Source organism: Actibacterium sp. D185-2, from assembly GCF_054954595.1.
On sequence record NZ_JBPWNX010000015.1, the window covers coordinates 1 to 21,295 of the forward strand.

A 21,295-nucleotide genomic window follows, 5' to 3' on the forward strand; every position below is an offset into this window, starting at 1 on the left:
AAACACCTCGGCATAGGCAGATCAACAGCTTACAAGGCGATCAGAAATGCCACGCTGTAAGCCATGTTCAGGCTTCGTTCTTCCTTAGCGTGGTTCTACGAAGAAACCTTCCGATGGGGCCAGGATCGAAACCTTCCGGTCGGAAAGCCGAGGTTCGGTAAGATCGTCGCTTGACATCCGGGAGCTCCTAACTGAACGTTCGTTTGGATAGCTAGGGATGGCATGCGCCCCTGTCAAGTCAGCAAGCGGTTCGGCCCGCGAACACGAGTGGGCAAGAGAGCGGGGGGACAAGAGAAACCGCGCGATGTGTCGGCCGATTTGCGCCGCAGGGTCAAATTGCCGTTCCGCAGGATGCATGCCATGGGAAATGAGGAAGCAGTCTTCGTGAAAATCGCCATCTTCACCAATACGTTCAGCCCCCATGTCGGCGGCGTGGCGCGCAGCGTCAATAGCCTTGCGGATGGGTTGCGCGCGCGCGGGCATCAGGTCTTGGTGGTGGCGCCGAAGTTCCCGGATCATGAAGAATCGACCGACGACACCGTTCGTATTCCCGCCTATCAGCAATTTGCCGGCACCGATTTTTCGGTGCCCAGCCCCGTCAGCCTGTCACTGACGAGGCGGCTCGATGCGTTCGCGCCCGATATCGTTCATTCGCACCACCCGTTTCTTCTGGGCGGCACTGCGCTGCGCGTCGCCTCGGCACGCAATATCCCGATCGTCTACACCTATCACACGCGCTATGACCTTTATGGCCATTACGTGATCCAAGACTCAGATATCACCCGGCGCCTCGCGCTGGGTCTTTCGATCGGCTACTGCAACCTGTGCGACGCAGTGATCGCCCCGAGTAAAAGCATCGCCACCTTCGCTGCGCAGAACGGAGTGAAGACGATGACGGTGGTCATCCCCACCGGGGTGAATACCGTGCCGCTGGACGAAACCGACACCGCCGGACTGCGCGCGCGCTACGCGATCCCAGCCGATGCGTTTGTCGTTGGCCACGTCGGGCGGCTGGCGCAGGAAAAGAACCTCGGCTACCTGACAGATGCTCTGATCCGGTTTCTCCATGCCGCGCCCGACGCGCATGCGCTCATCACCGGCCATGGCGAGATGAGTGCGCCGATGGCCGCTGACTTTGCCGAGGCGGGCGTGGCGCGCCGGGTTCACATGACCGGGGTCCTCACCGGGGTCGACCTGTCCCGGGCTTACGCGAGCATGGACGTGTTCGCGTTCTCGTCGGTCTCGGAGACACAAGGGCTGGTGCTGATCGAGGCAATGGCCACCGGCGCGCCGGTGCTGGCGCTCGATGCGCCCGGCGCGCGCGACGTGGTCTTAGACCGCGAAAACGGCCGACTGCTGGCGGGCGATGCCTCGACCGAGACCTTCGCCGAAACACTGGGCTGGTTCGCCGCCCGCTCGCCGGACGAGGTCGGCGACATGCGGGTCCGGGCGAAAAGGACTGCGGCTGAATTCTCGCAGGAGGCCACGATCCAGAAAACCCTCGATCTCTACGCGGCACTGATCGAACGTCAGCCGATCCGCCCGTCGATCGAAGACAGCGCCTGGAACGCCGCCAAGCGCCGGCTTGCGGAACAATGGCGCACCGTCGGGCACATGGCATATGCGCTCACCGACGCGGTTCTGATGCCGGAGCGGCCAATCGATGAATAGGTGCCCCCCCGACTGCCGAAATCCTGCCGAAATCGCCGGGTCACGAAACCGGGTTCCGGGGCCGTCATGCCCTTGATCGCAAGTATCAACGCAATCCTGGCGCGTTTCTCGGGCAATGCCATTGCTTTTGTCTATCATCGCTGGAGCGCCTCGTGGTCGGTGGACAAGGCCGAAATCTCCCGACTGGAAGAGTTGTCGTCTGCGGGCGAAGGCGTGATCCTGGTGTTCTGGCACGGCAAATTCCTGCCGCTGTTCGCGTTGCTCGAAGGCCAGCACGCGGTTGTCTTCACCAGCGACGGGTTTCGCGGTGCTGTCATCGCCCAGATCTGCCAAAGGTTCGGGCATGTGCCCTCGATCCTCCCGCCGGGCGGGCAGGGTGCCGCCTACCGGCACATGATCCGGGAAACGCGGCACGGCAAGACTATCGCCTTTGCCACAGACGGACCGCTCGGACCGCATCGCCAGGCCAAGCCCGGCGCGGTTCGGATGGCGTCGCAACTTGGGTTCCTGATCTTGCCGGTTTCGGCCGAGAGCCAGCCCGCGCGCGTGATGGAAAAGCGCTGGGACAAGCGCGTATGGCCGCATTGGGGCGCTACCGTCACGCTTCGGACTGGAGACCCCATTCGCATACCCGCCGGTCTGAAAGGGGACGCGGTTCGCAAGTGGACGGCAATCGTGACACAAGCCATTGACGCAAATGAGCACCGCAAGTGACTGCCCGTGTTCAGAGGAAACGGCCGCTCCTGGAAGTTGCGCCCAGAGTATCCGTGTTGATCAAGCGGTGTTTTGGTGTCCATTTTCGATCTGCTTTGACCAGTGCATTTGCGGTTTCGATGAGTTTTCTCATGACGGCGACTATTGCAGATATCTAAACCGCCGTCAGCACAGCGAAAATAAATCGAGGTGCGCTTGCATTTGTCTGTTTCCTTTGAGAACGAAAGAGCCGACGGATTGATTTATCCGTCAGCTCACCACCTTGTTTTCCATCCAGACTGACTATCGAACTTCATCAGGAAGGGTCGAATTCGGTCTTTGCTTTTTCCCAAGCCTCGGTGAATGCAGAAAACGAGTTGGAAAAACCCGTTTTCACATCATCCCGCCCCAGTCGTTGCGAATTCTGACTTCAAGCTGACCAATGTCCGTGTCGATTTTTTCAAGAGATGCCTTGGAATATGCAACGAGTTCATCGCGTTTGTCGAAAGCATAGTCCTTGGTGACCTGAACCAGCGCTTTCGCTTCTGCCTTGACGGCTTCAAAACTGGTCTCGGCAAAAGCCGGAGCTGTGAATATTGCGACGGCGAGACTTGCAAGCAGCAGTGCACTTTTTGGATTGAACTTGATGGTCATTTTGTGTGCCTTTTTATTGGTCGAAGCGTGAATCAGCAGACGTCAAAGCCTGCCGATTTCATTCGTGCCTAAGCTTCTCACACGGCTCTGAAAGCTTTCTGCATTTCATCGATCGCCTTATCGTAAGCCTTGCGGGATTGTGAAAGCGCTTCCCGCATTGCGGACCAGGAAGTATGGCTGGCCACTTTGACGTTGCGAAGTTTTTGCTCTGCTTCGTGGAGATCGCGCTCAAGCTTCGCAGCAGCGGCTTCGACGTCTTTCGTCCGCTCGCCTAGAAACTCTTTTGCGGCTGCATTGTTCTTCTGAATCGTTTCGTCCCAGGCCTTGCGCTGCGCATCAATCCGGGCGCTAAACGCGGACTGGTATTCACCCACTCGTTCGGAAACCGTGTCAAAATAGTCATCGACACCATTTTCGAATTTGTTCCATTCACTTTCCATCTCCGCCTTGGCCGCAGACCATTCCTGTTCTGTCATCGCCAGGGCTCCCTCGGCCCGTGCCTGAAATGCATCACGCCGCTTTTTCATGTCTGCGATGATGTCCATGGCCTTCCGGCTTGCTGCATCTTTTTGGTGTTCGATTTTGGACTCGAACAGCGCAAGCGACGCATCCATTTCATTAAGGTGGCTTTTGGCCCACTCCACATAGGGGTGAATATGGCTCTGGTTTGTCATCGCAATCTCCTTTGATGAGCGTGTTTAAACCGACATTTCCCAAGTGGCCTGCCGTTTGACAGCAAGATCGCCAGAGTCTGCCCGCTGGACAAGCGCTTTTCGCGCCCGAGCGGCGTCGGCGGTCGCGCAGACGGCTGGAACTGGGTGGATCGGCCCGCGAATCCGCCGAATCCTTGCCTGGCGTCGGCGTCTTTTCGCGCAGCGGACAGACCTGCCCTGCCGCTTTCGTACAGTTTGGGCCTGGATCGCGGTCACGCGCATAGCGGCGGCGCTCGAAGGCGGTGGATGGCGGCAAGGAAGGCCAGTTCCGGGTCTTGTAGGCGGGGGGTGGGTCTGCTCATACCGCCCAGCTACCACACTGGATTCACGAGATGAATCCCTTACGGGATTTGTGCAACAGAGCCTTGCAGATATCTAAACCGCCGTCAGCACAGCGAAAATAAATCGAGGTGCCCGAAAGCTTGAACGAAGATCAAAAAGCTGCGTAACATTTGAACACAAACCACTCCAGTAGACTTGGGGCGATTCAATCCGGCCCAAAACAGTAATCGAGCACAACATGACGAACACCAGACCCATTCTCATGGCCGCGATTGTTATCGCTGGTGCTGTGTTCGGCTTCTTCTTCTGGCAGAGCAACCGTACGGATGTGGTTGCGGAAGGTTTCGCGCGCGGCAACGGGCGGATCGAAGCGGTCGAAATTGATGTGGCGTCTAGGCTTCCCGGGCGGATCGAGGCGATCCTGGTGCGCGAGGGCGCGCTGGTCGAGGCAGGACAGCCGCTGGTCACGCTTGACACACGTCAGCTGAAGGCCAACCGGCACCAGGCAGAGGCGGAACTGCGCCGTGCCGAGATCGCGGTCGAAAACGCCCGCCTGATGATCCGGCAGCGTCAGGCCGAAGTGCGCGCGGCCGAGGCGGTTCTGGCGCAGCGGCAATCGGCGCTGGATGCCGCGCAGCGCCAGTTTGCGCGGTCCGAGGCGCTGGCGGGAAGCAGTGTCGCGTCCGAACGGCAACTCGATATCGACCGGTCCAGCGCGCTTGGCGCCGAGGCTGCGGTCGCCTCGGCCGAGGCGATGCTTGCGGCGGCGCGGATCGGGGTGTCCGCAGCCGAAGCGGCGGTGATCGGGGCCGAGGCGGCGGTGGCGGCGGCAACGGCGGCGATCGAGGTGATCGACGTGCAGATCGAGGACAGCACGCTGACGGCGCCCCGGTCCGGGCGGGTGCAGTATATCGTTGCCCAGGCGGGCGAGGTCGTGGGTGCCGGCGGGCGCGTCGTCAACATGATTGATCTCAACGACGTGTACATGACCTTCTTCCTCCGGACCGCCGCGGCGGGGCGCGCCGGACTGGGAACCGAGGTGCGCCTGATCCTGGATGCCGCGCCGGACATGATCATTCCCGCCGAGGTCTCTTTCGTGTCGGACGTGGCGCAATTCACCCCGAAAACGGTCGAGACCGAGATCGAGCGCGAGAAGTTGATGTTCCGGGTCCGCGCCCGGATCGCGCCGGACCTGTTGGCGAAATACCTCGACTACATCAAGACCGGTCTGCCCGGCGTCGCCTGGGTGCGGCTGGATCCCGCGCTGCCATGGCCGGAGGCCGCTGAAGGCAAGGTGCTGGAATGACGGCTTCCGGACCTGTGGTGCGGGCAGAGGGGCTTTCGCTGCTCTACGGCAAGGTCCGGGCACTGGACGCGGTTTCGATCGACCTGCCTGCAGGCTGCATTGTTGGCCTGATCGGGCCGGATGGCGTGGGCAAGTCGAGCCTCCTGGCGCTTGTCGCGGGGGCGAGGAAGATGCAGGCGGGGCGGCTTGAAGTGCTGGGCGGCGACATGCGCCGCGCCGGGCACCGGGCCCGGATCTGCCCGTGGATCGCCTATATGCCGCAGGGTCTGGGGCGCAATCTTTATCCCACGCTTTCGGTACGGGAGAATGTTGACTTCTTCGGCAGGCTGTTCGGCGAAAGCCGGGACGAGCGCGACAGGCGCATCGCCGAGCTGCTGGAGGCCACCGATCTTGCGCCCTTTGCCGACCGCCCGGCGGCCAAGCTCTCGGGCGGTATGAAACAGAAGCTGGGCCTGTGCTGCGCGCTGATCCACGACCCTGACCTGCTGATCCTCGACGAGCCAACCACCGGCGTCGATCCGCTGTCGCGGCGCGAGTTCTGGGCCCTGATTGCGCGTATCCGGGCCGCGCGTCCGGGCATGAGCCTGATCGTCGCCAGCGCCTATATGGAGGAGGCGGCGGGTTTCGATCACCTGGTGGCGATGGACGACGGCCGGGTGCTTGCCACCGGCACCCCGGCCGAAATCCTGAGCCACACCGGTGCCGCAAACCTTGACGAGGCCTTCATCGCACTTCTCCCCGAAGACAGGCGCGCCCGGCACCACGCACTGATCGTCCCGCCGCGTGACCCCGCAGGTCACGATGGCTACGTCGTCGAGGCCGAGAACCTGACGGTCCGGTTCGGCGATTTTGCGGCGGTCAAGGACGTGAGCTTTCGCATCGGGAAAGGCGAGATATTCGGCTTTCTCGGGTCCAACGGCTGCGGCAAGACGACGACGATGAAGGCGCTGACCGGGCTGGTGGAACCTGCCGAGGGCACCACCCGGATCAACGGCCGAACGGTGGACGCGCGCGACATGGCCACGCGCAAGCGCATCGGCTACATGACGCAGTCCTTCTCGCTCTATTCCGAACTGACGGTGCGGCAGAACCTCGATCTTCACGCGCGGCTTTTCGACATGGCACCCGCCGAGATCGCGCCACGGATCGCCGAGCTTGCGCAACGGTTCGATCTTGAGGACGTGCTGGACAGCCTGCCGCTGCGACTGCCGCTTGGCATCCGTCAGCGGCTGTCGCTGGCGGTGGCGCTGATCCACCGCCCGGAGGTGCTGATCCTCGACGAGCCGACCTCGGGCGTCGATCCGGTGGCGCGCGACATCTTCTGGCAGGCGCTCGTGGACCTGTCACGAAAAGACGGTGTGACGATCTTCATCTCGACCCACTACATGTCCGAGGCCACGCGTTGCGACCGGATTTCGTTGATGCACGAGGGCCGCGTGCTGGTCAGCGACACGCCCGAAGCCATCCGAGAAGCCGCAGGCGCGGCGACGCTGGACGATGCCTTCATCCATCATCTGGAACGCGCGCAACGCGATGGCGGCAAGCCCGCGGCCCCGCATCGGGCGGTTCTCGGCGCCGGGGTTTCGGCCGCGCCACGGCGACGGCGCGGATGGTTCAGCCTTGCGCGGCTGCTGAGCTTTTCCTGGCGCGAGGCGCTGGAACTGCGCCGCGATCCGATCCGCCTGACGCTTGCCAGCGTCGGCAGCGTGATCCTGATGATCGTGCTGGGATACGGCATTTCGATGGATGTAGAGGACCTCAGTTTCGCGGTGCTCGACTTCGACCAGACCATCGCCAGCCAGTCCTATGTCAACGACCTTGCCGGGTCGCGCTATTTCGTCGAACAACCGCCGCTCATCGACCATGCCGACCTCGACCGGCGGATGCGCGGGGGCGAGATCAGCCTGGCGCTGGAGATCCCGCCGGGTTTTGCGGCAGATGTCGAACGCGGCCGCCCGGTGGAAGTCGGTGCCTGGTTCGATGGCACCATGCCGATGCGTGCGGATACGGTGCGCGGCTATGTCCAGGGAATGCACGTTCACTGGCTGACCGGACAACTGCGCCAGGTCTATGGCGAAGACGCCGTGGCCGGCAGCTACAGCCTGGAAATACGCTACCGCTACAACCCCGACGTGGAAAGCCTGGCGGCCATCGTGCCTGCGGTGATCCCGCTGTTGCTGATGCTGATCCCGGCGATGCTCGCCGTCCTCTCCGTCGCGCGCGAGAAAGAGACAGGCTCCATCGTGAACCTTTATGTCACTCCGGCACGGCGGCTGGAATTCCTGCTGGGCAAGCAGGTGCCCTATGTCGTGCTGGGCTTTCTCAACTTTCTTCTGCTGCTGGCGCTGGCGGTGTTCGTCTTCGGGGTGCCGGTCAAGGGCAGCCTGCTGACGCTTTCGGCGGGGGCGCTGGTCTATGTCACCCTCGCCACCGGGCTGGGGCTGCTGATCTCGGCCTTCACCCGCAGCCAGGTCACGGCGCTGTTCTTTACCGCGCTGGCGACGCTGATCCCTGCCGTGCAGTATGGCGGCATCATTGACCCGGTCTCCTCGATGGAAGGCATGGGCCGGATGATCGGCGAGGTGTTCCCGACCAGCCACTTCGTCACCATCTCGCGCGGGGTCTTTGCCAAAGCGCTGGATTTCGGCGATCTGGCCGGGTCGTTCCTACCGATGCTTCTGCTGGTGCCGGTGCTCGTGGCACTCGGGGCGGTCTTCGTGCGCAAGCAGGAGGCCTGAGCGATGCGCCCGAAGCATATTCTGCACCTTGCGGTGAAAGAGCTTCGCGGGCTCATGCGTGATCCGCTGCTGTTGCTGCTGGTCGCCTATGCCTTCACGCTGGACATCTATGTCAGCGCGACCGCGATACCCGAGACGCTGAACCGCGCCACGATCGGCATCGTGGACGAGGATGCCTCGCCCCTGTCGCGGCGGGTGGCGGATGCGTTCCTGCCGCCCTATTTCGTGACGCCCGACCAGATCGACATGGCCGAGATGGATGCGCGCATGGATGCCGGGATCGACACGTTCTCGCTGGTTTTCCCGTCGGATTTCCAGAGCGAACTGGTGGCGGGCGCTCGGCCCGAATTGCAGCTCAACGTCGATGCGACACGGGTCAGTCAGGCTTTTGCCGGCGCGGGCTACATCCAGGCGATCGTCAATCAGGAAATCACCGGCTGGGCCGGGCGTGACGCCGTGGTGCCGGTCGGTCTTACGCTGCGTGCCCGCTTCAACCCGGCGCTCGACCCACGCTGGTTTGGCGCGCTGACAGCGGTGATCAGCGCCGTGACCATGCTGTCGATCATCCTGTCGGGGGCAGCCCTGATCCGCGAGCGCGAGCATGGCACCGTCGAGCACCTGCTGGTGATGCCGGTCAGCGCCGCCGAGATCATGACCAGCAAGGTACTCAGCATGGGCGGCGTGGTGCTGGTGGCGACGGGGCTGTCGCTCACCTTCATGGTGCAGGGGGTTCTGGGGGTGCCGGTGGCCGGGTCGGTGACGCTGTTCCTTGCGGGCGCGGCGCTGCACCTCTTCGCCACCACCTCGCTGGGCATCCTTCTGGCGACGATCTCGGGCTCTATGCCGCAATTTGCCATGCTGCTGCTTCTGGTGCTGCTGCCGCTGGAAATCCTGTCGGGTGGGATAACCCCGCGCGAATCGATGCCCGAGGTGGTGCAATACGTCATGCTGGCCGCACCCAACACGCATTTCATCGCACTGGCCCAGGCGGTGTTGTTCCGTGGCGCGGGGCTTTCGGTGGTCTGGCCGCAACTGCTGGCGCTGGCGGTGATCGGATCGGCGATGTTCGCCTTCGCTCTGCGGCAGTTCCGCACCTTTCTGCGCTAAAACTGCGGCGGCGTATCAGCCTGCCAGCCGCGGTTGTTCAGGTGTCGCGGAAAAGCTCTGAATCTTCGACGACCTTTTGCGACAGAAGAAGGCTGCATCCCAGCACGTCTCCCAGCGCCGCAGCGACCGAGCGGCTCATCCAACGGGTCCAGAAGCCTTGCTTGTGATGCCCGACTACCACCAAATCAGCCGCGATTTCGGTCGCGACCTGCGTGATTGTCGCGACCGGCTCTCCAAACTCCATACGCACCTTGGGCGCGAGCCCCATGGCAGTAAGTCTCTGAAGGCCTTCGTCCAGGATAGCTTTGAAATCAGCTTGCTGATGCACAATCGTGCCAGCATCTGCGCCTGCGGCGAAAGCATAGCCGGCAGTTGTTTCGACCACTGCCAGCAGGGTCACACTGGCACCTGAAATCTGGGCGAGCCGCGCCCCCTCGCGCAGCGCCAAGCGCCCCTCACGGGAGCCATCGTAACATAGCAGGATGTTGGCATACATTCGGATGGGCTCCATGGCTGGAATGATACTTGCAATATAATTGCTCTTACACTAATTAGCTTTACAACCATTCGCAAGCTGATAAAAGCCCCGTCATGAAGAACGCCAATCCCAAGATCGACCCTATGGAGCCTTTCGCGCGCGCGCTGGCGACTGCGTCACGCAACTGGAAGCGGTATCTCGACCTTCAATTTCAGGATCTCGGCCTGTCTCAAGCAAGATGGAGTGTGTTGTTCGAGCTATCGCGCCATGAACACGCGACACAGATCGAACTGGCGCGCGTTCTGGCGATAGAGCCTGCGACGCTGGTCCGCCTGCTGGACGGGCTGGAAAAGGCAAAGCTGATCGAACGTCGGCCCTCGGCCGAGGACAGGCGGGCGAAGACCCTGCATCTGACAGAAGTCGCGTGGCCGCTCATCAGCCGAATGAAGGAAGTTTCAGCCGCCAGCCGAATGGTAATTCTCGAGGGAATTTCGCAGCAGGATCTGCTGATCGCGACACAAGTCCTGAGCCACATCGTGGCCAGATTGGAGATATTGAGCCATGGTCAAAATGGATGAGATAACGGCAGCAGCGGCCATTGGGACGGAAGCTGCCCCCGACAAGCAGGTGCCCCCCCCTCTGCCCAAGCGCAGCCGTACAAGATGGACCAGGCTGCTCGTGATCGGTGGTCTTCTAGTGGTTGCTGTCGGGTTGGCGGCTCCATGGCTGTCAGCACGTTTTACGCAAGTGCACATCAATGACGCCCGGATTGCCGCAAGGGTCGTCACTGTGTCCAGTGAGGTCGCCGGAAGGATCACCGGGTTTCCTGTGCTCGTCGGAGATACTGTTGGAAAAGGCGATCTGATCGGCTCGATCGAGCGCGAATCATCACAGCCGCAGCTTGATGCCGTCATATCGAAGCTTGCCGCAACCGACGCGCAGCTTTCCGAGCTTCAGGCGCGCAAGGTGTTGCTGGAAAAGCAGCTTTCGGCGCGGCGCGACGCGGCCCAAGCCGGCATCGCTGCGGCTGAAGCAAACCAAGAAGTGTCTCTTTCCGTTCTGAAAAATGCCCAAATTCACTACGAGAGGGCGGTCAAACTAGCCGAACAAAACGTCACGTCAAAGCAAACCCTCGACGATGCAAAGGTGGCACTGGACTCTGCGACACAGCAGGAACGCGCGGCCTTCGCAGCGACCGAGCGCGCGCGGGCAGACCTTGCCATCGTCGAGGCCGACCGGGAGCATATGAACGTACTCGAGTCGCAAATCGTGTCCCTCATGGCCGGACGGGCAGGAACAGAGGCCGACCGCAGCCTGAAGGAAATCGATCTCGCGCGCCGTACGATCACGGCCCAGTTCGACGGCATCATTGACGCAACTTTTGTCGATGTTGGCGAGTATGTCACGCCAGGGACGCGCATTGTGATGTATCACGCGCCGGACGACATCTGGATCGACGCCAATGTCAAAGAGACCGACTTTGGCCGAATTCGTGTCGGGTCGCAGGCGAGCATCACCGTCGATGCCTTTCCCGGTCGCACCTTCGAGGGAGAAGTGGTCGGGATGGGCGGTGCGGCGACCAGCCAGCTTGCGCTTCTGCCCAGCCCCAACCCTTCGGGCAATTTCACGAAAGTTACCCAGCGCCTGCCGGTCCGCGTGTCGATCGACGCCAGCGACATCGAACTGAGGCCCGGCATGATGGTCGAGGTGTATGTCGATGTCGCAGATTGACCAATACTTCGAGCGTCACGGCCCTGCCTACAAGTGGTGGGCGACCGGCACGATTATGGTTGCTACTATTTCGGTTGTGTTGTCCACAACGATCGTGAATGTCGCCATCCCGGCGGTCATGGGCGCTTTCGGCATCAGCGCAGTGCAGGCACAATGGATCTCGACCGGCTTTTTGGCGGCCATGACCGCCACGATGCTTCTGGCCGATTGGGCCGACCGCGCCTTCGGGATGCGGCTTACGATGAATGCAGCGATGGGCGTGTTCCTTGCCGGTTCGGTCCTTGGGGGCCTCGCGCCGAACGAGACCGTGCTGACGCTGGCCCGCGTGGTGCAGGGGGCGGCGGCGGGCATCGTCCAGCCGCTGGCCATGATCATGCTGTTCAAGGTCTTTCCGCCCGACAAACGCGGCGCGGCCATGGGGATCTACGGCGTCGGCGTCGTGCTGGCTCCGGCTCTGGGTCCCTGGATCGGCGGTGTCTTGATGGATGCCTTCGACTGGCGCTTCGTTTTCTACCTTGGTCTGCCCTTCGCCGGCGTCGCCATCCTGCTGTCGAACCTGTTTCTGCCCGGCCGTGAAGAAAGCGGGCCGATTCCGGCCTTCGACTTTGCAGGGGTGGCGATTTTGTCGATCTTTCTTGCCGTCCTGCTCAGCACGCTGTCGAACGCGCAGCGGATGGGATGGGATTCCAACATGATCCTGGCGGGGTTCGCGATTTCCGTTGCTTCTGCCATCGCCTTCATCGCCTGGGAAATGCACACCGACAAGCCCATGCTCGACATGCGGCTATTCGCGAATTTCGCCTTTTCCTCCGCCGCGCTGGTTTCCTTCATCATGGGGGCGGGGTTGTTCGGCTCCACCTACCTGCTTCCGGTCTTCGTTCAGCAGATCCAGGGGATGACGCCCACGCAGGCGGGTCTTCTTCTGATGCCTTCAGGCATCGTGATGCTGTTGGTGTTTCCAATCGCGGGGCGACTGTCCGACAAGATGCCTGCAGCGATCCTGATCGGAATGGGCATGGCGATCTTTGCCTGGTCCTCGTGGTTGACGACAAATGCAAATGTCAACACGGCCTTTTGGACTCTGGCCTGGTGGACGGTCCTGTCTCGGGTGGGGCTGGGTCTGGTGTTTCCCGCCATCTCGTCGGGATCGCTTAAGGTTCTCCCTCGACACCTTCTTGGTCAGGGTTCTGGAGCGTCAAACTTCATCCGTCAGCTTGGCGGTGCCTTCGGAGTGAACCTTCTGAGCGTGTTCATCGAGCGGCGCACGATCATGCACGCAGATGCCTTTGCCGCGACCCAGACCAGTGACAACTCCACGACGATGGAACTCTTGGGAGAGGTCGCTGGGCTCATGCACACCTCGGGGCTGCCTGATACTCAGATTATGCCCGCTGCGGCATCGTTCTTGGGGCAGGCCGTGGTGATCCAGGCCTCGAACGCAGCCTTCCAGGACGCTTTCCTTATCGTATGCGGCATATTCCTGATCGCATTGATCCCAACCTGGTTCATGTGGCGCGCCCCTGCATCTGGCACATGAAAGGGGACTAAAGAAGGCACCGTCCGACCAGGTTCCATGACCATGATCCAGTGTCTGCCTGTCACTGGCGTGTGTTGAGTATCCGCAAGACGATCGAGGTTGGCGGGCCGCTCATCCTAGCAGCCTCGATTGTGGTCATGGCGCGGACCAATGTTTCAGTCCCGACGCAGGGCCGGTCCTTACGCGCGATCCCCATCTGCCGTTCAATCCGCCGATGCCAGACCGCAGGCTCGCCAATATCCTACGTATCGCCCGACATGACAGCCGGGTTACTTTACTGCGACGGCTTCCGTCAGGAAGCGTGACGCGCGCCTGTGCTGGGCCGGACCCGGTCAGGCCAGCCCCGTGGCGCGCGAAGGGCAGGTCACGCACGGGTTTTCCGGTGGCCCGGCGCACGGCAATGGCCAGGGCGGGGCCGATTGGCGGGGTGCCGGGCTCGCCGATTCCGGTCGGGGCCTCGGTCGAGCGGACGATATGCACATCGACCTGAGGCATGTCGGTGATGCGCAGCGGGGTGTAGTCGTAGTAGTTCGACTGATCCACCTCGCCGTCGGTCATGGTGATCTCCTCGCGCAGGATCGCCGACAGGCCATAGCCAAGACCGCCCTGGACCTGGGCCTCGATGTTGGAGGGGTTGATCGGCACGCCGCAATCGACGCCACAGGTCACGCGTTCGACCTTGACGGTGCCATCCTCGCGCATCCGCACATCCGCCACCTCGGACACATAGGTGCCAAAGCTCTTGTGGACCGCGATGCCCCGCGTCAGCCCTTCGGGCACGGCACTGGCCTTCTCGACCGCCAGTTCCAACACTCCGCGCGCGCGGGTCGGTCAGGTGGCGCAGGTGGAACTCCACCGGATCGGCGCCGGCGGCCTCGGCCAGTTCGTCCATCATCGTCTCGACCACATAGGCGGTATGGGTATGCCCGACCGAGCGCCACCACAGCACCGGCACACCCACGCGCGGGTGATGCACATCGACCGTCCAGCCCGGAATGGCATAGGGAGAGCTCACGCCCAGACCCTCGACCGACGAGGAAGCGATGCCGTTCTTCACCATGAACTGCTCGAAAGCGGTGCCGATGGCAATGCCCTGACCGACGACGCGCTGCTGCCAGAAGGCGATGTTGCCCTCCGCATCCAACCCGGCGCGAACCCGGTGCATGTGCATAGGCCGATAGTAGCCGCCGCGCAGGTCGTCCTCGCGCGTCCAGACCAGCTTGATCGGGAGCGTCTGGCCATGCGCCGCCAGCCAGGCCTTCGCCACCATGGCGGCCTCGGCCACATAGTGGCTGTCATAGATCGCGCGCCGGCCGAAGGAGCCGCCGCCCCACAGGGTGTTGATCGTCACCATGGTCAGGTCGATCCCCAGCACCTGCGCACCGATCATCTGATCCAGCGTCTGGATCTGCGAGCTGGTCCAGAAACGCGCCGCCGCGCCGTCAAACAGCACGGTCACGTCGATCGGCTCCATCGGGGCATGGGCGAGACAGGGGAAGAAATAATCCGCCTCGATCACCTTTGCAGCCTCCGCGCCCGGGGCTTCAGCGCTGTGAAGCACGATCCCCGGCTGATCCAGCAGCGCGGTGTATTCGGCGCGCAGCGCCTCGGTGCCGCGATTCTCTGCCTTGGAGAAATCCCACTCCGCCGACAGCGCTTCGCGGGCCTGGATCGCCTGCCAAGTGGACGCGGCGATCACGGTGGCGCGGTCGGGCATGCGGATGATGTCGATCACGCCGGGCATCGCGAGGGCCGCGGCATCATCAAGCCCGGACAGCGTGCCGCCGAAACGCGGGCTGCGCAGGCTAACGGCGTAGGCCATGTCCTTCAGCCGCACATCCATGCCATACATGCCGACAGCACCTTCGGTCTTGCGCAGCACATCGACGCGCGGGAAAGATTTGCCGATATGCACCCATTGGTCCGGCGTCTTGAGTGTCACGCTGTCTGGCACCGCCTGGGCGGCGGCGGCCGCAGTCATTTCGCCGAAGCTGGCGCTGGGTTCACCGGCGCTGATCCGTCCTCCCGCGATGCTGACCGCGGCCGGATCGACGCCCCAGGTCTCGGTCGCGGCGGCGACCAGCATGGCCCGAGCGGTGGCCCCGGCCTCGCGATACTGCTGCCACGAGTTCGCCATGGCTGTGGAACCGCCGGTGCCCTGCAGGCCCATCAGCGTGTTGGCATAAAGCGCGGTATTGGCGGGCGCGAACTCTGTCTGCGTCACCTGCGCGGCATCGGCGTCGAGTTCCTCGGCCACAAGCTTGGCAAGGCCGGTGGCCGTGCCCTGTTGCGCGACAACTTCGTCCGCCGCGCGATCTCCCGAATGGACAGATGCTCACGCAATGCCCAACGCCGAATAATACTCAAAAATGCCATGCCGATCACTCCAATGTCCCCTGCTGCCAGCAGCCATGGGGAAGGTGTCACATGGGTCAGTTCTCGATGAAAATTACGCCACTACCCGGGTCACTTCTGGGTGGAAATCAACAATCCTGTAGATGAGACCCCAAAAAAGGCGGTCTGACGGTTTTCCTGGACGGCGCCCACATTCGCTGTCGGCCGGAGTATCAGCAGACCCACCTTGGCACGCAGATGCCGTCGGGGGGCGGTCACATCATCAACCGCCAGGCTACCGCCATCATCCCGATCCGCAAGAACGGGCGCCCATGGAAAGAGGATTGCCCGGCGGCGATTGCCAGAAGCGAAACCCTGCGCACCACCCGGCACTACGGCCGGGCCTTCTGGAAACGCTGGGCCGGATATCACGTCCGAAGCCGGATCGAGACGAAGATGCCCTCGCCGGTTCACTCGAACCGGTGGCGCTTCACCGGCTCGACCTGAAAGCCTTCGGCGAGCGCATCGCTGCGAGGCACCCCGATAGTCAAACCGCCGAAATCCAGATCCACGTCGCACTCATGAACCGCTTTTCGGCCCTCGGCACGGCCGAGATCGTTCGCGTGGGCTGATGATGAAGGGAAAATGGGCTATATTTACTCAATGGTGACTTATGCAGCAACATCGCCCGTTTCAAACGCCCCTTCGTATTGCCACCGTTGCGCAATTTCACCTAAGGAATCGAGCACTTGGCGAAGATCGTCACCTCGCTTAGCCAGACCATAGGTAACCGCGGGTGGGATCGTTTGGGTCTGATCGCGCCAGATCACTCCGGCCGCCTGCAACATTCGCAGCCGTTCCGTCAGCACCCGGGTTGAGATTCCCGGCACTGCCCGCTTCAGCGCCCCGAAACGTTGCGGCCCGCCGTCGCTAAGGACCCAGAGAATATAGGTTGTCCACGGACCCATCAGCAGGCGCAGAATGGAGTCCATGGGACATGCGGGCGGTGTTTTCTGTTTCATTGTGAGGTCCTCCAAATGTAGTTACTTTTCCGTGCCTACTTTTTCTTTTAAACCAAAGCGCTTAAAGATACTAGAGTGAAAGGCAAAACCTGGCAAGGGTGAGCCATACGAGGGATGCCCGGACAATTTTTACAGACAGGGGACGTCTAACTGGGCAGGCAATCTGTGAAAATCGGCTGATGGGCGGCAACCTTCGTCCGTAGTCAAACGAAAGGATACTGTACATGACCCGGATGCCGACGATGTTCATTCCGCACGGTGGAGGCCCATGTTTCTTCATGGACTGGAACCCGCCAGAAACCTGGAACCGGCAGCGCGAGTTCCTTGCGGATTTACCGGCATCACTGCCGGAAACCCCCAAGGCATTGCTGGTGATTTCGGGCCATTGGGAAGAGCCGCAGTTCACCGTGCAGAGAAACCCGGGCCCACCGCTGTTGTTCGATTATAACGGGTTTCCACCCCACACCTACGAACTGACCTGGCCCGCGCCCGGCGCTCCGGCGCTATCCGACAGGGTGCAGGCGCTGCTCGAGGCGGCCGGGTTTCCCTGCCCCGTTGATGAGGCGCGCGGTTACGATCACGGCGTGTTCATTCCGCTTAAGGTGGCCTTTCCGCAGGCCGACATTCCCTGTGTACAGTTGAGCCTGCGAAGTGATCTTGACCCGGCTGCGCATATTGCGGTCGGGCGGGCATTGGCACCGTTGCGAGATGAAGGTGTTCTGATCATTGGTTCGGGCAACACCTATCATAACATGCAAAAAATGATGCGCGCGATGCGGGGTGGCGCCGCCGATGTCGTGAACGGGCAGGAATTTGACCGCTGGCTGAGCGATGCGGCCACCCGCACCGATCCGGTAGAGCGTGATCGAATGCTGGCACAATGGGCCGCCGCTCCCGGTGCCCGCGATGCAAACCCGCGCGAGGAACATCTGATTCCGCTGCATGTGGTCGCGGGGGCAGCCCTTGCCGACAAAGGCATGAAAACGTTGGAGGATCACGTGCTAGGCGCAGTCGAAAGCGCGTTTACTTTCGGCTGAGTCCCATCTGACGCTTGAACATCCAGATCCAACCCGAAAAATCAAGGAAAACCCAATGACAACCATTCAAAACGGCCCTTTCATCGTCACCGGTGCATCCGGCCAACTTGGCCGACAGGTCATCGACAATCTGATTGCGGCCGGTGCCGGTCCGATCATCGCCGTTTCGCGTTCGCCGGAAAAGCTGGCCGATCTGGCTGACAAGGGAGTCGAGGCCCGCAAGGGTGATTTCAATGACCCCGCATCGCTGAGCGCGGCTTTTGCCGGTGGCAAGCGTCTGCTGATCATTTCGACCGACGATCTGGAACCAGGCAAGCGACTGGAAGCGCATAAGAACGCCGTCGCAGCCGCGACGAAGGAAGGGATCACACATATCGTCTATACCTCGCTGACGAACCCGGTTGAGGAAAGCCCGATCACGTTCTCAAAGGATCACCGCGACACCGAAGCGCTGATTGCGGAAACCGGTGCCAGCTATACCATCCTGCGCAACAACCTTTACACCGATCTGGTGCTGATGGGTGGTGGCAAAAGCATTGGTATGGGGCAACATTTCGCCGCTGCTGCCGTGGGGAAAACCGGCTATGTCACCCGCACCGATTGCGCCCGCGCCGCCGCAGCGGCCCTGATGCAGGAAACCGGTTCAAGTGTTCTGGACATCACCGGCCCTGCGGCGGTTTCCCAAGGTGACATCGCGGCCATCCTGTCGGAAATCTCGGGCAAGGATATCCCCTATATCCCGATCTCAACCGACGATCTGGTTCAGGCCATGATCGGCGCTGGCTTGCCAGAGTTCATGGCAAAGGTTTTTGCGTCCTTCGACGAGGCTATGGCCAAGGACTATCTGAATGTTGCAACGGGTGATCTGGAAAAACTGACCGGACAGGCCGGCCAGTCGGCGCGTGACTTCTTGATTGCCAACAAGGCGGCTCTGTTGACCCCACCGGCGCATTAAGGAAACCATCATGAAGCTTTACAGCGCAAATTTCTCGCCAAACGCCCTTCGGGTGCGGGCGGTTGCCCTGGAACTGGGGATCGACCTTGAGATCATCGAGGTCAACATACGTGGCGGCGACAACCGCAGCGATGAATTCCTGGCACTGAACCCCAACGCCAAGGTCCCAGTGCTGGTGGACGGCGATTTTGTGGTCTGGGAATCGCGCGCCATCAATTCGTATCTGGCAAGCAAGAAACCCGAGCGCGGTCTTTATCCCGACGACCCAAAGGCCCGCGCAACGGTGGATCAGTGGCTTTACTGGCAGACGATACACCTTGGCCCGGCGATGCAGAAGCTGTCGTTCGAGCGGTTCCTGAAGGGGAAGTTCGGCATGGGAGAGCCGGATCAAAGCGTTATCGACAGCGAGTTGAAAAACGTCGATCAGTTTCTGGCCGTGCTGGAAATCGGCCTCGAGGGCAAGGACTGGATCGCGGGCGATCTGAGCGTCGCGGATTTCGCGCTGGCCTCGACATTCATGTATCGTGTGCAGTCTGAGATCTCGCTTGACGATCTTCCGAATGTCGCGGCCTGGATCGAACGACTTGAGGCGCGCGCCTCGTGGAAGGATGCGTTTGCACCGGTTCTGGCCCTGTTTGGCGGCTAGACATCACAAATGTATCTGTGGGGGCGAGCCAATCGCCCCCGCCCTAAAGAAGGCCACATCGTGCAAATTGGAATATACACATTCGCTGAATCGGGCGCTGAATCGGGCGCAGGGTCCGGAGCAGATCAGGATCGCGGCATCAGCCCTTCGCAAAGGCTGCGCAATCTGGTTGAGGAAATCGTGCTGGCCGATCAGGTCGGGTTGGATTGGTTCGGCGTCGGCGAACATCACCGCCCCGATTATGCGGTTTCAAATCCCGCGATGTCGCTGGCAGCGGCGGCTATACAAACCAAAAATATCCGCCTTTCCAGCGCCGTTACCGTGCTGAGTTCCGATGATCCGATCCGCGTCTTTCAACAGTTTTCGATGCTGGACAACCTGACCCAGGGGCGCGCCGAGATCATGGTCGGGCGCGGTGCCTTTGTTGAATCCTTTCCGCTGTTTGGACATGTGTTGGATGATTACGACGGCCTTTTTGCCGAAAAACTCCAGCTATTGATGGCGGTGAACGATGCCGAACACATAAGTTGGCCCCGCACAAAACATTTGCCTGCGGTCGATCATCAGGGCGTCTATCCACGTCCTTATCGGGGCAAGCTGCCGATCTGGCTGGGCGTGGGAGGCACCCCGCAATCTGCGGTGCGGGCCGGAAAACTTGGCCTGCCCCTCGCGCTTGGCATAATAGGTGGGGAACCAGTACGGTTTGCGCCTTTGTTCGATCTTTACCGTGCTGCCGCCAGCAAGGCAGGGCACGACCCGGCCAGCCTTGAAACCTCACTGAATGTGCATGGGTTTGTGGCCGAAACCAGTCAAGCCGCCCGCGATATTTACAGTGGCCCGCATAACGAGGTCATGACCCGACTTGGCGCAGAACGTGGATGGCCCCCGGCAACCCGTGAACAGTTTGATACCATGTGCGGCCCCAGCGGCGCGTTGTTCGTGGGCGGACCCGCAGAGCTGACCGACAAGATCCTCGCCCATCATGAAATTTTCGGCTTTACCCGGATTACCATTCAGATGGCGATCGGGCGGCTCGACCACAAATCCTTGATGAACGCGATCGAGATTCTGGGAACTCGCGTCGCTCCGGATGTCCGCAAGGCTCTGGGGTCCTAACCATATAAGCCAGAAAGGGGGAGGGGGCAAAACATGGTGGTCAAGCGGCCCGCTTTGAGACGCCTAGCCTTCCGTCAAGCACGGCGGCCCGAATGACGGCAACCCGATGCGCGCCCGCATGATGCCACTTTAAGGGAGCACCCCAAACGTTGAATTTCTGGCGATCATGCAGGTCATACGATGAAAATGCAAAATTGCCTTAAGCGGGATAATTCTTGCTTCCGCAACATCCCCCAATCCTTGGCGTTGTCGCTATTCGTCCGAGTTCTTGCCTAGCAAAGAGCGGAACGGCGCAAGACACCTGTACCATCGAAAAGGACAGGTTTGCACCGAGAACGCTGCAGAACCGATTTAAGGGCAACGCGACACCCGGGTCTTGCCATCATTGCCGATGGTCGCCGCCATCTCGGTCAGTTCCGCGATCATCAGCGCCGACAGGACATTGCGCTTTTCGGGCGTGTTCAGCGTGACCGCGACAACGCCGCGCGCGTCTGTTCGCAGGTCAAGGGTTTTCCAGCTCATTGCGCGCTCCTCAGGCTTTGGGCAAATCGAGACATTTCGGCCAAAGCGTCGGCATCAATGTCAGTCACAAAGCCACAATCATGAAGCAGGGCAACCACCGCCTCGGTTGCGACATTGCCCTTGGCACCCGGCGCGTAAGGGCAACCCCCAAGGCCGCCAACCGAGGCGTCGAATATGCGCAGACCATGATCGAGACAGAGTGCGATGTTGCTCAGCGCCTGCCCTTTGGTGTCATGGAAATGCCCGGCCAAGCGGGATGCCGGCACATGCGCGAGGACCGCCTCCAGCATCTTTCCGGTCGAGGCGGGCGTGGCCGAGCCCAGCGTGTCGCCGAGGCCTATCTGGTAGCAGCCAAGGTCGACAAGAGCTTTGGCGACGCGCGCCACGGCTTCCGGCGCCACCGGCCCGTCACAGGGGCAGTCCGTCACGCAGGAAACATAGCCCCGCACCGGCAGTTTGGCAGCCTGCGCGGCCATCAGCAGCGGCCGGAAACGCTCAATGCTTTCGGCGATCGAGCAGTTGATATTCTTCTGCGAAAACCCTTCCGAGGCCGAGGCGAAGACCGCCACTTCGCTGGCTCGGGCCGCAACTGCCCGCTCGAAACCTTGCAAATTCGGCGTCAGTGCCGCATAGGAAACCCCCGGCCTGCGGTGGATGCCCGCCAGCACTTCCGACGCATCGGCCATTTGCGGCACCCATTTCGGGCTGACGAAGCTTGCCACCTCGATATGGCTGAAGCCGCAGGCCGACAAC

19 protein-coding genes and 2 pseudogenes are annotated in these 21,295 nt (G+C 61.5%); 13 read left to right on the top strand and 8 right to left on the bottom strand.

The window, feature by feature from the left end; genetic code table 11:
* The first annotated feature begins 306 nt into the window (after positions 1-306).
* Entirely contained in the window at positions 307-1,671 is a 1,365-nt protein-coding gene (locus ACSR1C_RS16995; protein WP_460260482.1) for a glycosyltransferase, read from the top strand.
* 66 nt (positions 1,672-1,737) lie between these two features.
* The gene (locus ACSR1C_RS17000) at positions 1,738-2,385 is read left to right on the top strand and encodes a lysophospholipid acyltransferase family protein (RefSeq protein WP_066813745.1); all 648 of its coding nucleotides are present in this window, start codon (positions 1,738-1,740) and stop codon (positions 2,383-2,385) included.
* 372 nt (positions 2,386-2,757) lie between these two features.
* Here ACSR1C_RS17000 and ACSR1C_RS17005 read toward each other — a convergent pair whose 3' ends face one another.
* The gene (locus tag ACSR1C_RS17005) at positions 2,758-3,018 is read right to left on the bottom strand and encodes a hypothetical protein (protein ID WP_066813743.1); all 261 of its coding nucleotides are present in this window, start codon (positions 3,016-3,018) and stop codon (positions 2,758-2,760) included.
* Between the two features lie 77 nt (positions 3,019-3,095).
* On the bottom strand, positions 3,096-3,692 hold the full coding sequence (locus ACSR1C_RS17010) for a sll1863 family stress response protein (RefSeq protein WP_460260481.1): 597 nt from the start codon (positions 3,690-3,692) through the stop codon (positions 3,096-3,098).
* A 559-nt stretch (positions 3,693-4,251) separates the two neighbouring features.
* Between ACSR1C_RS17010 and ACSR1C_RS17015 the strand changes: the two genes are divergently transcribed.
* Genes ACSR1C_RS17015 through ACSR1C_RS17025 form a run of 3 tightly spaced genes read left to right on the top strand, consistent with a single transcriptional unit; the run spans position 4,252 to position 9,164 of the window.
* A complete protein-coding gene (locus ACSR1C_RS17015; RefSeq protein ID WP_460260480.1) occupies positions 4,252-5,319 on the top strand; it encodes an HlyD family secretion protein in 1,068 nt (355 codons plus the stop codon).
* Positions 5,316-8,057, top strand: coding sequence for a ribosome-associated ATPase/putative transporter RbbA (gene rbbA, locus ACSR1C_RS17020; protein WP_460260479.1), 2,742 nt, complete (start codon positions 5,316-5,318; stop codon positions 8,055-8,057). The genes ACSR1C_RS17015 and rbbA overlap by 4 nt, the downstream gene beginning before the upstream one ends.
* Before the next feature lie 3 nt (positions 8,058-8,060).
* Positions 8,061-9,164 (top strand): ABC transporter permease, encoded by a 1,104-nt coding sequence (locus tag ACSR1C_RS17025; protein ID WP_460260478.1) that lies wholly within the window; start codon positions 8,061-8,063, stop codon positions 9,162-9,164.
* Between the two features lie 37 nt (positions 9,165-9,201).
* On the opposite strand, the gene ACSR1C_RS17030 is transcribed toward ACSR1C_RS17025, so the two are convergent.
* Positions 9,202-9,660 carry a universal stress protein gene (locus tag ACSR1C_RS17030; RefSeq protein WP_460260477.1) on the bottom strand — a complete coding sequence of 153 codons (459 nt, stop codon included), beginning with the start codon at positions 9,658-9,660 and terminating at the stop codon, positions 9,202-9,204.
* Positions 9,661-9,755: 95 nt separating this feature from the next.
* On the opposite strand from ACSR1C_RS17030, the gene ACSR1C_RS17035 reads away from it, so the two are divergent.
* Genes ACSR1C_RS17035 through ACSR1C_RS17045 form a run of 3 tightly spaced genes read left to right on the top strand, consistent with a single transcriptional unit; the run spans position 9,756 to position 12,910 of the window.
* Entirely contained in the window at positions 9,756-10,220 is a 465-nt protein-coding gene (locus ACSR1C_RS17035) for a MarR family transcriptional regulator (protein WP_460260476.1), read from the top strand.
* Positions 10,204-11,373 (top strand): HlyD family secretion protein, encoded by a 1,170-nt coding sequence (locus ACSR1C_RS17040; protein WP_460260475.1) that lies wholly within the window; start codon positions 10,204-10,206, stop codon positions 11,371-11,373. The genes ACSR1C_RS17035 and ACSR1C_RS17040 overlap by 17 nt, the downstream gene beginning before the upstream one ends.
* Complete coding sequence (locus ACSR1C_RS17045) at positions 11,360-12,910, top strand: DHA2 family efflux MFS transporter permease subunit (protein ID WP_460260474.1); 1,551 nt, start codon at positions 11,360-11,362, stop codon at positions 12,908-12,910. The genes ACSR1C_RS17040 and ACSR1C_RS17045 overlap by 14 nt, the downstream gene beginning before the upstream one ends.
* 135 nt (positions 12,911-13,045) lie before the next feature.
* On the opposite strand, the gene ACSR1C_RS17050 is transcribed toward ACSR1C_RS17045, so the two are convergent.
* Both ACSR1C_RS17050 and ACSR1C_RS17055 read right to left on the bottom strand, forming a co-directional pair.
* Positions 13,046-13,612 (bottom strand): molybdopterin cofactor-binding domain-containing protein, encoded by a 567-nt coding sequence (locus tag ACSR1C_RS17050; protein ID WP_460260473.1) that lies wholly within the window; start codon positions 13,610-13,612, stop codon positions 13,046-13,048.
* 196 nt (positions 13,613-13,808) lie between these two features.
* Positions 13,809-15,167 (bottom strand): annotated as a pseudogene (locus ACSR1C_RS17055) (xanthine dehydrogenase family protein molybdopterin-binding subunit); the annotation flags it as partial.
* A 356-nt stretch (positions 15,168-15,523) separates the two neighbouring features.
* Here ACSR1C_RS17055 and ACSR1C_RS17060 point away from each other — a divergent pair.
* Positions 15,524-15,876, top strand: a pseudogene (locus ACSR1C_RS17060) (hypothetical protein); the annotation flags it as partial.
* A 39-nt stretch (positions 15,877-15,915) separates the two neighbouring features.
* On the opposite strand, the gene ACSR1C_RS17065 reads toward ACSR1C_RS17060, so the two are convergent.
* Complete coding sequence (locus ACSR1C_RS17065; RefSeq protein ID WP_460260472.1) at positions 15,916-16,266, bottom strand: winged helix-turn-helix transcriptional regulator; 351 nt, start codon at positions 16,264-16,266, stop codon at positions 15,916-15,918.
* A 224-nt stretch (positions 16,267-16,490) separates the two neighbouring features.
* Here ACSR1C_RS17065 and ACSR1C_RS17070 point away from each other — a divergent pair, with 224 nt between their 5' ends.
* From ACSR1C_RS17070 to ACSR1C_RS17085, 4 genes are read left to right on the top strand one after another with little or no spacing between them, the layout of a single operon-like run.
* On the top strand, positions 16,491-17,303 hold the full coding sequence (locus ACSR1C_RS17070) for a DODA-type extradiol aromatic ring-opening family dioxygenase (protein WP_462563576.1): 813 nt from the start codon (positions 16,491-16,493) through the stop codon (positions 17,301-17,303).
* A gap of 55 nt (positions 17,304-17,358) precedes the next feature.
* Complete coding sequence (locus tag ACSR1C_RS17075; RefSeq protein WP_460260470.1) at positions 17,359-18,258, top strand: SDR family oxidoreductase; 900 nt, start codon at positions 17,359-17,361, stop codon at positions 18,256-18,258.
* Positions 18,259-18,268: 10 nt separating this feature from the next.
* Entirely contained in the window at positions 18,269-18,904 is a 636-nt protein-coding gene (locus ACSR1C_RS17080; protein WP_460260469.1) for a glutathione S-transferase family protein, read from the top strand.
* A gap of 60 nt (positions 18,905-18,964) precedes the next feature.
* Positions 18,965-20,020: an LLM class flavin-dependent oxidoreductase gene (locus ACSR1C_RS17085; RefSeq protein ID WP_460260468.1), complete on the top strand. Its 1,056-nt coding sequence runs from the start codon at positions 18,965-18,967 to the stop codon at positions 20,018-20,020.
* 351 nt (positions 20,021-20,371) lie between these two features.
* Here ACSR1C_RS17085 and ACSR1C_RS17090 read toward each other — a convergent pair whose 3' ends face one another.
* Both ACSR1C_RS17090 and ACSR1C_RS17095 read right to left on the bottom strand, forming a co-directional pair.
* Positions 20,372-20,542 carry a hypothetical protein gene (locus ACSR1C_RS17090; protein ID WP_460260467.1) on the bottom strand — a complete coding sequence of 57 codons (171 nt, stop codon included), beginning with the start codon at positions 20,540-20,542 and terminating at the stop codon, positions 20,372-20,374.
* A complete protein-coding gene (locus ACSR1C_RS17095; protein ID WP_460260466.1) occupies positions 20,539-21,294 on the bottom strand; it encodes a hydroxymethylglutaryl-CoA lyase in 756 nt (251 codons plus the stop codon). Before ACSR1C_RS17095 ends, ACSR1C_RS17090 begins: the two co-directional genes overlap by 4 nt.
* Position 21,295 lies beyond the last annotated feature (1 nt).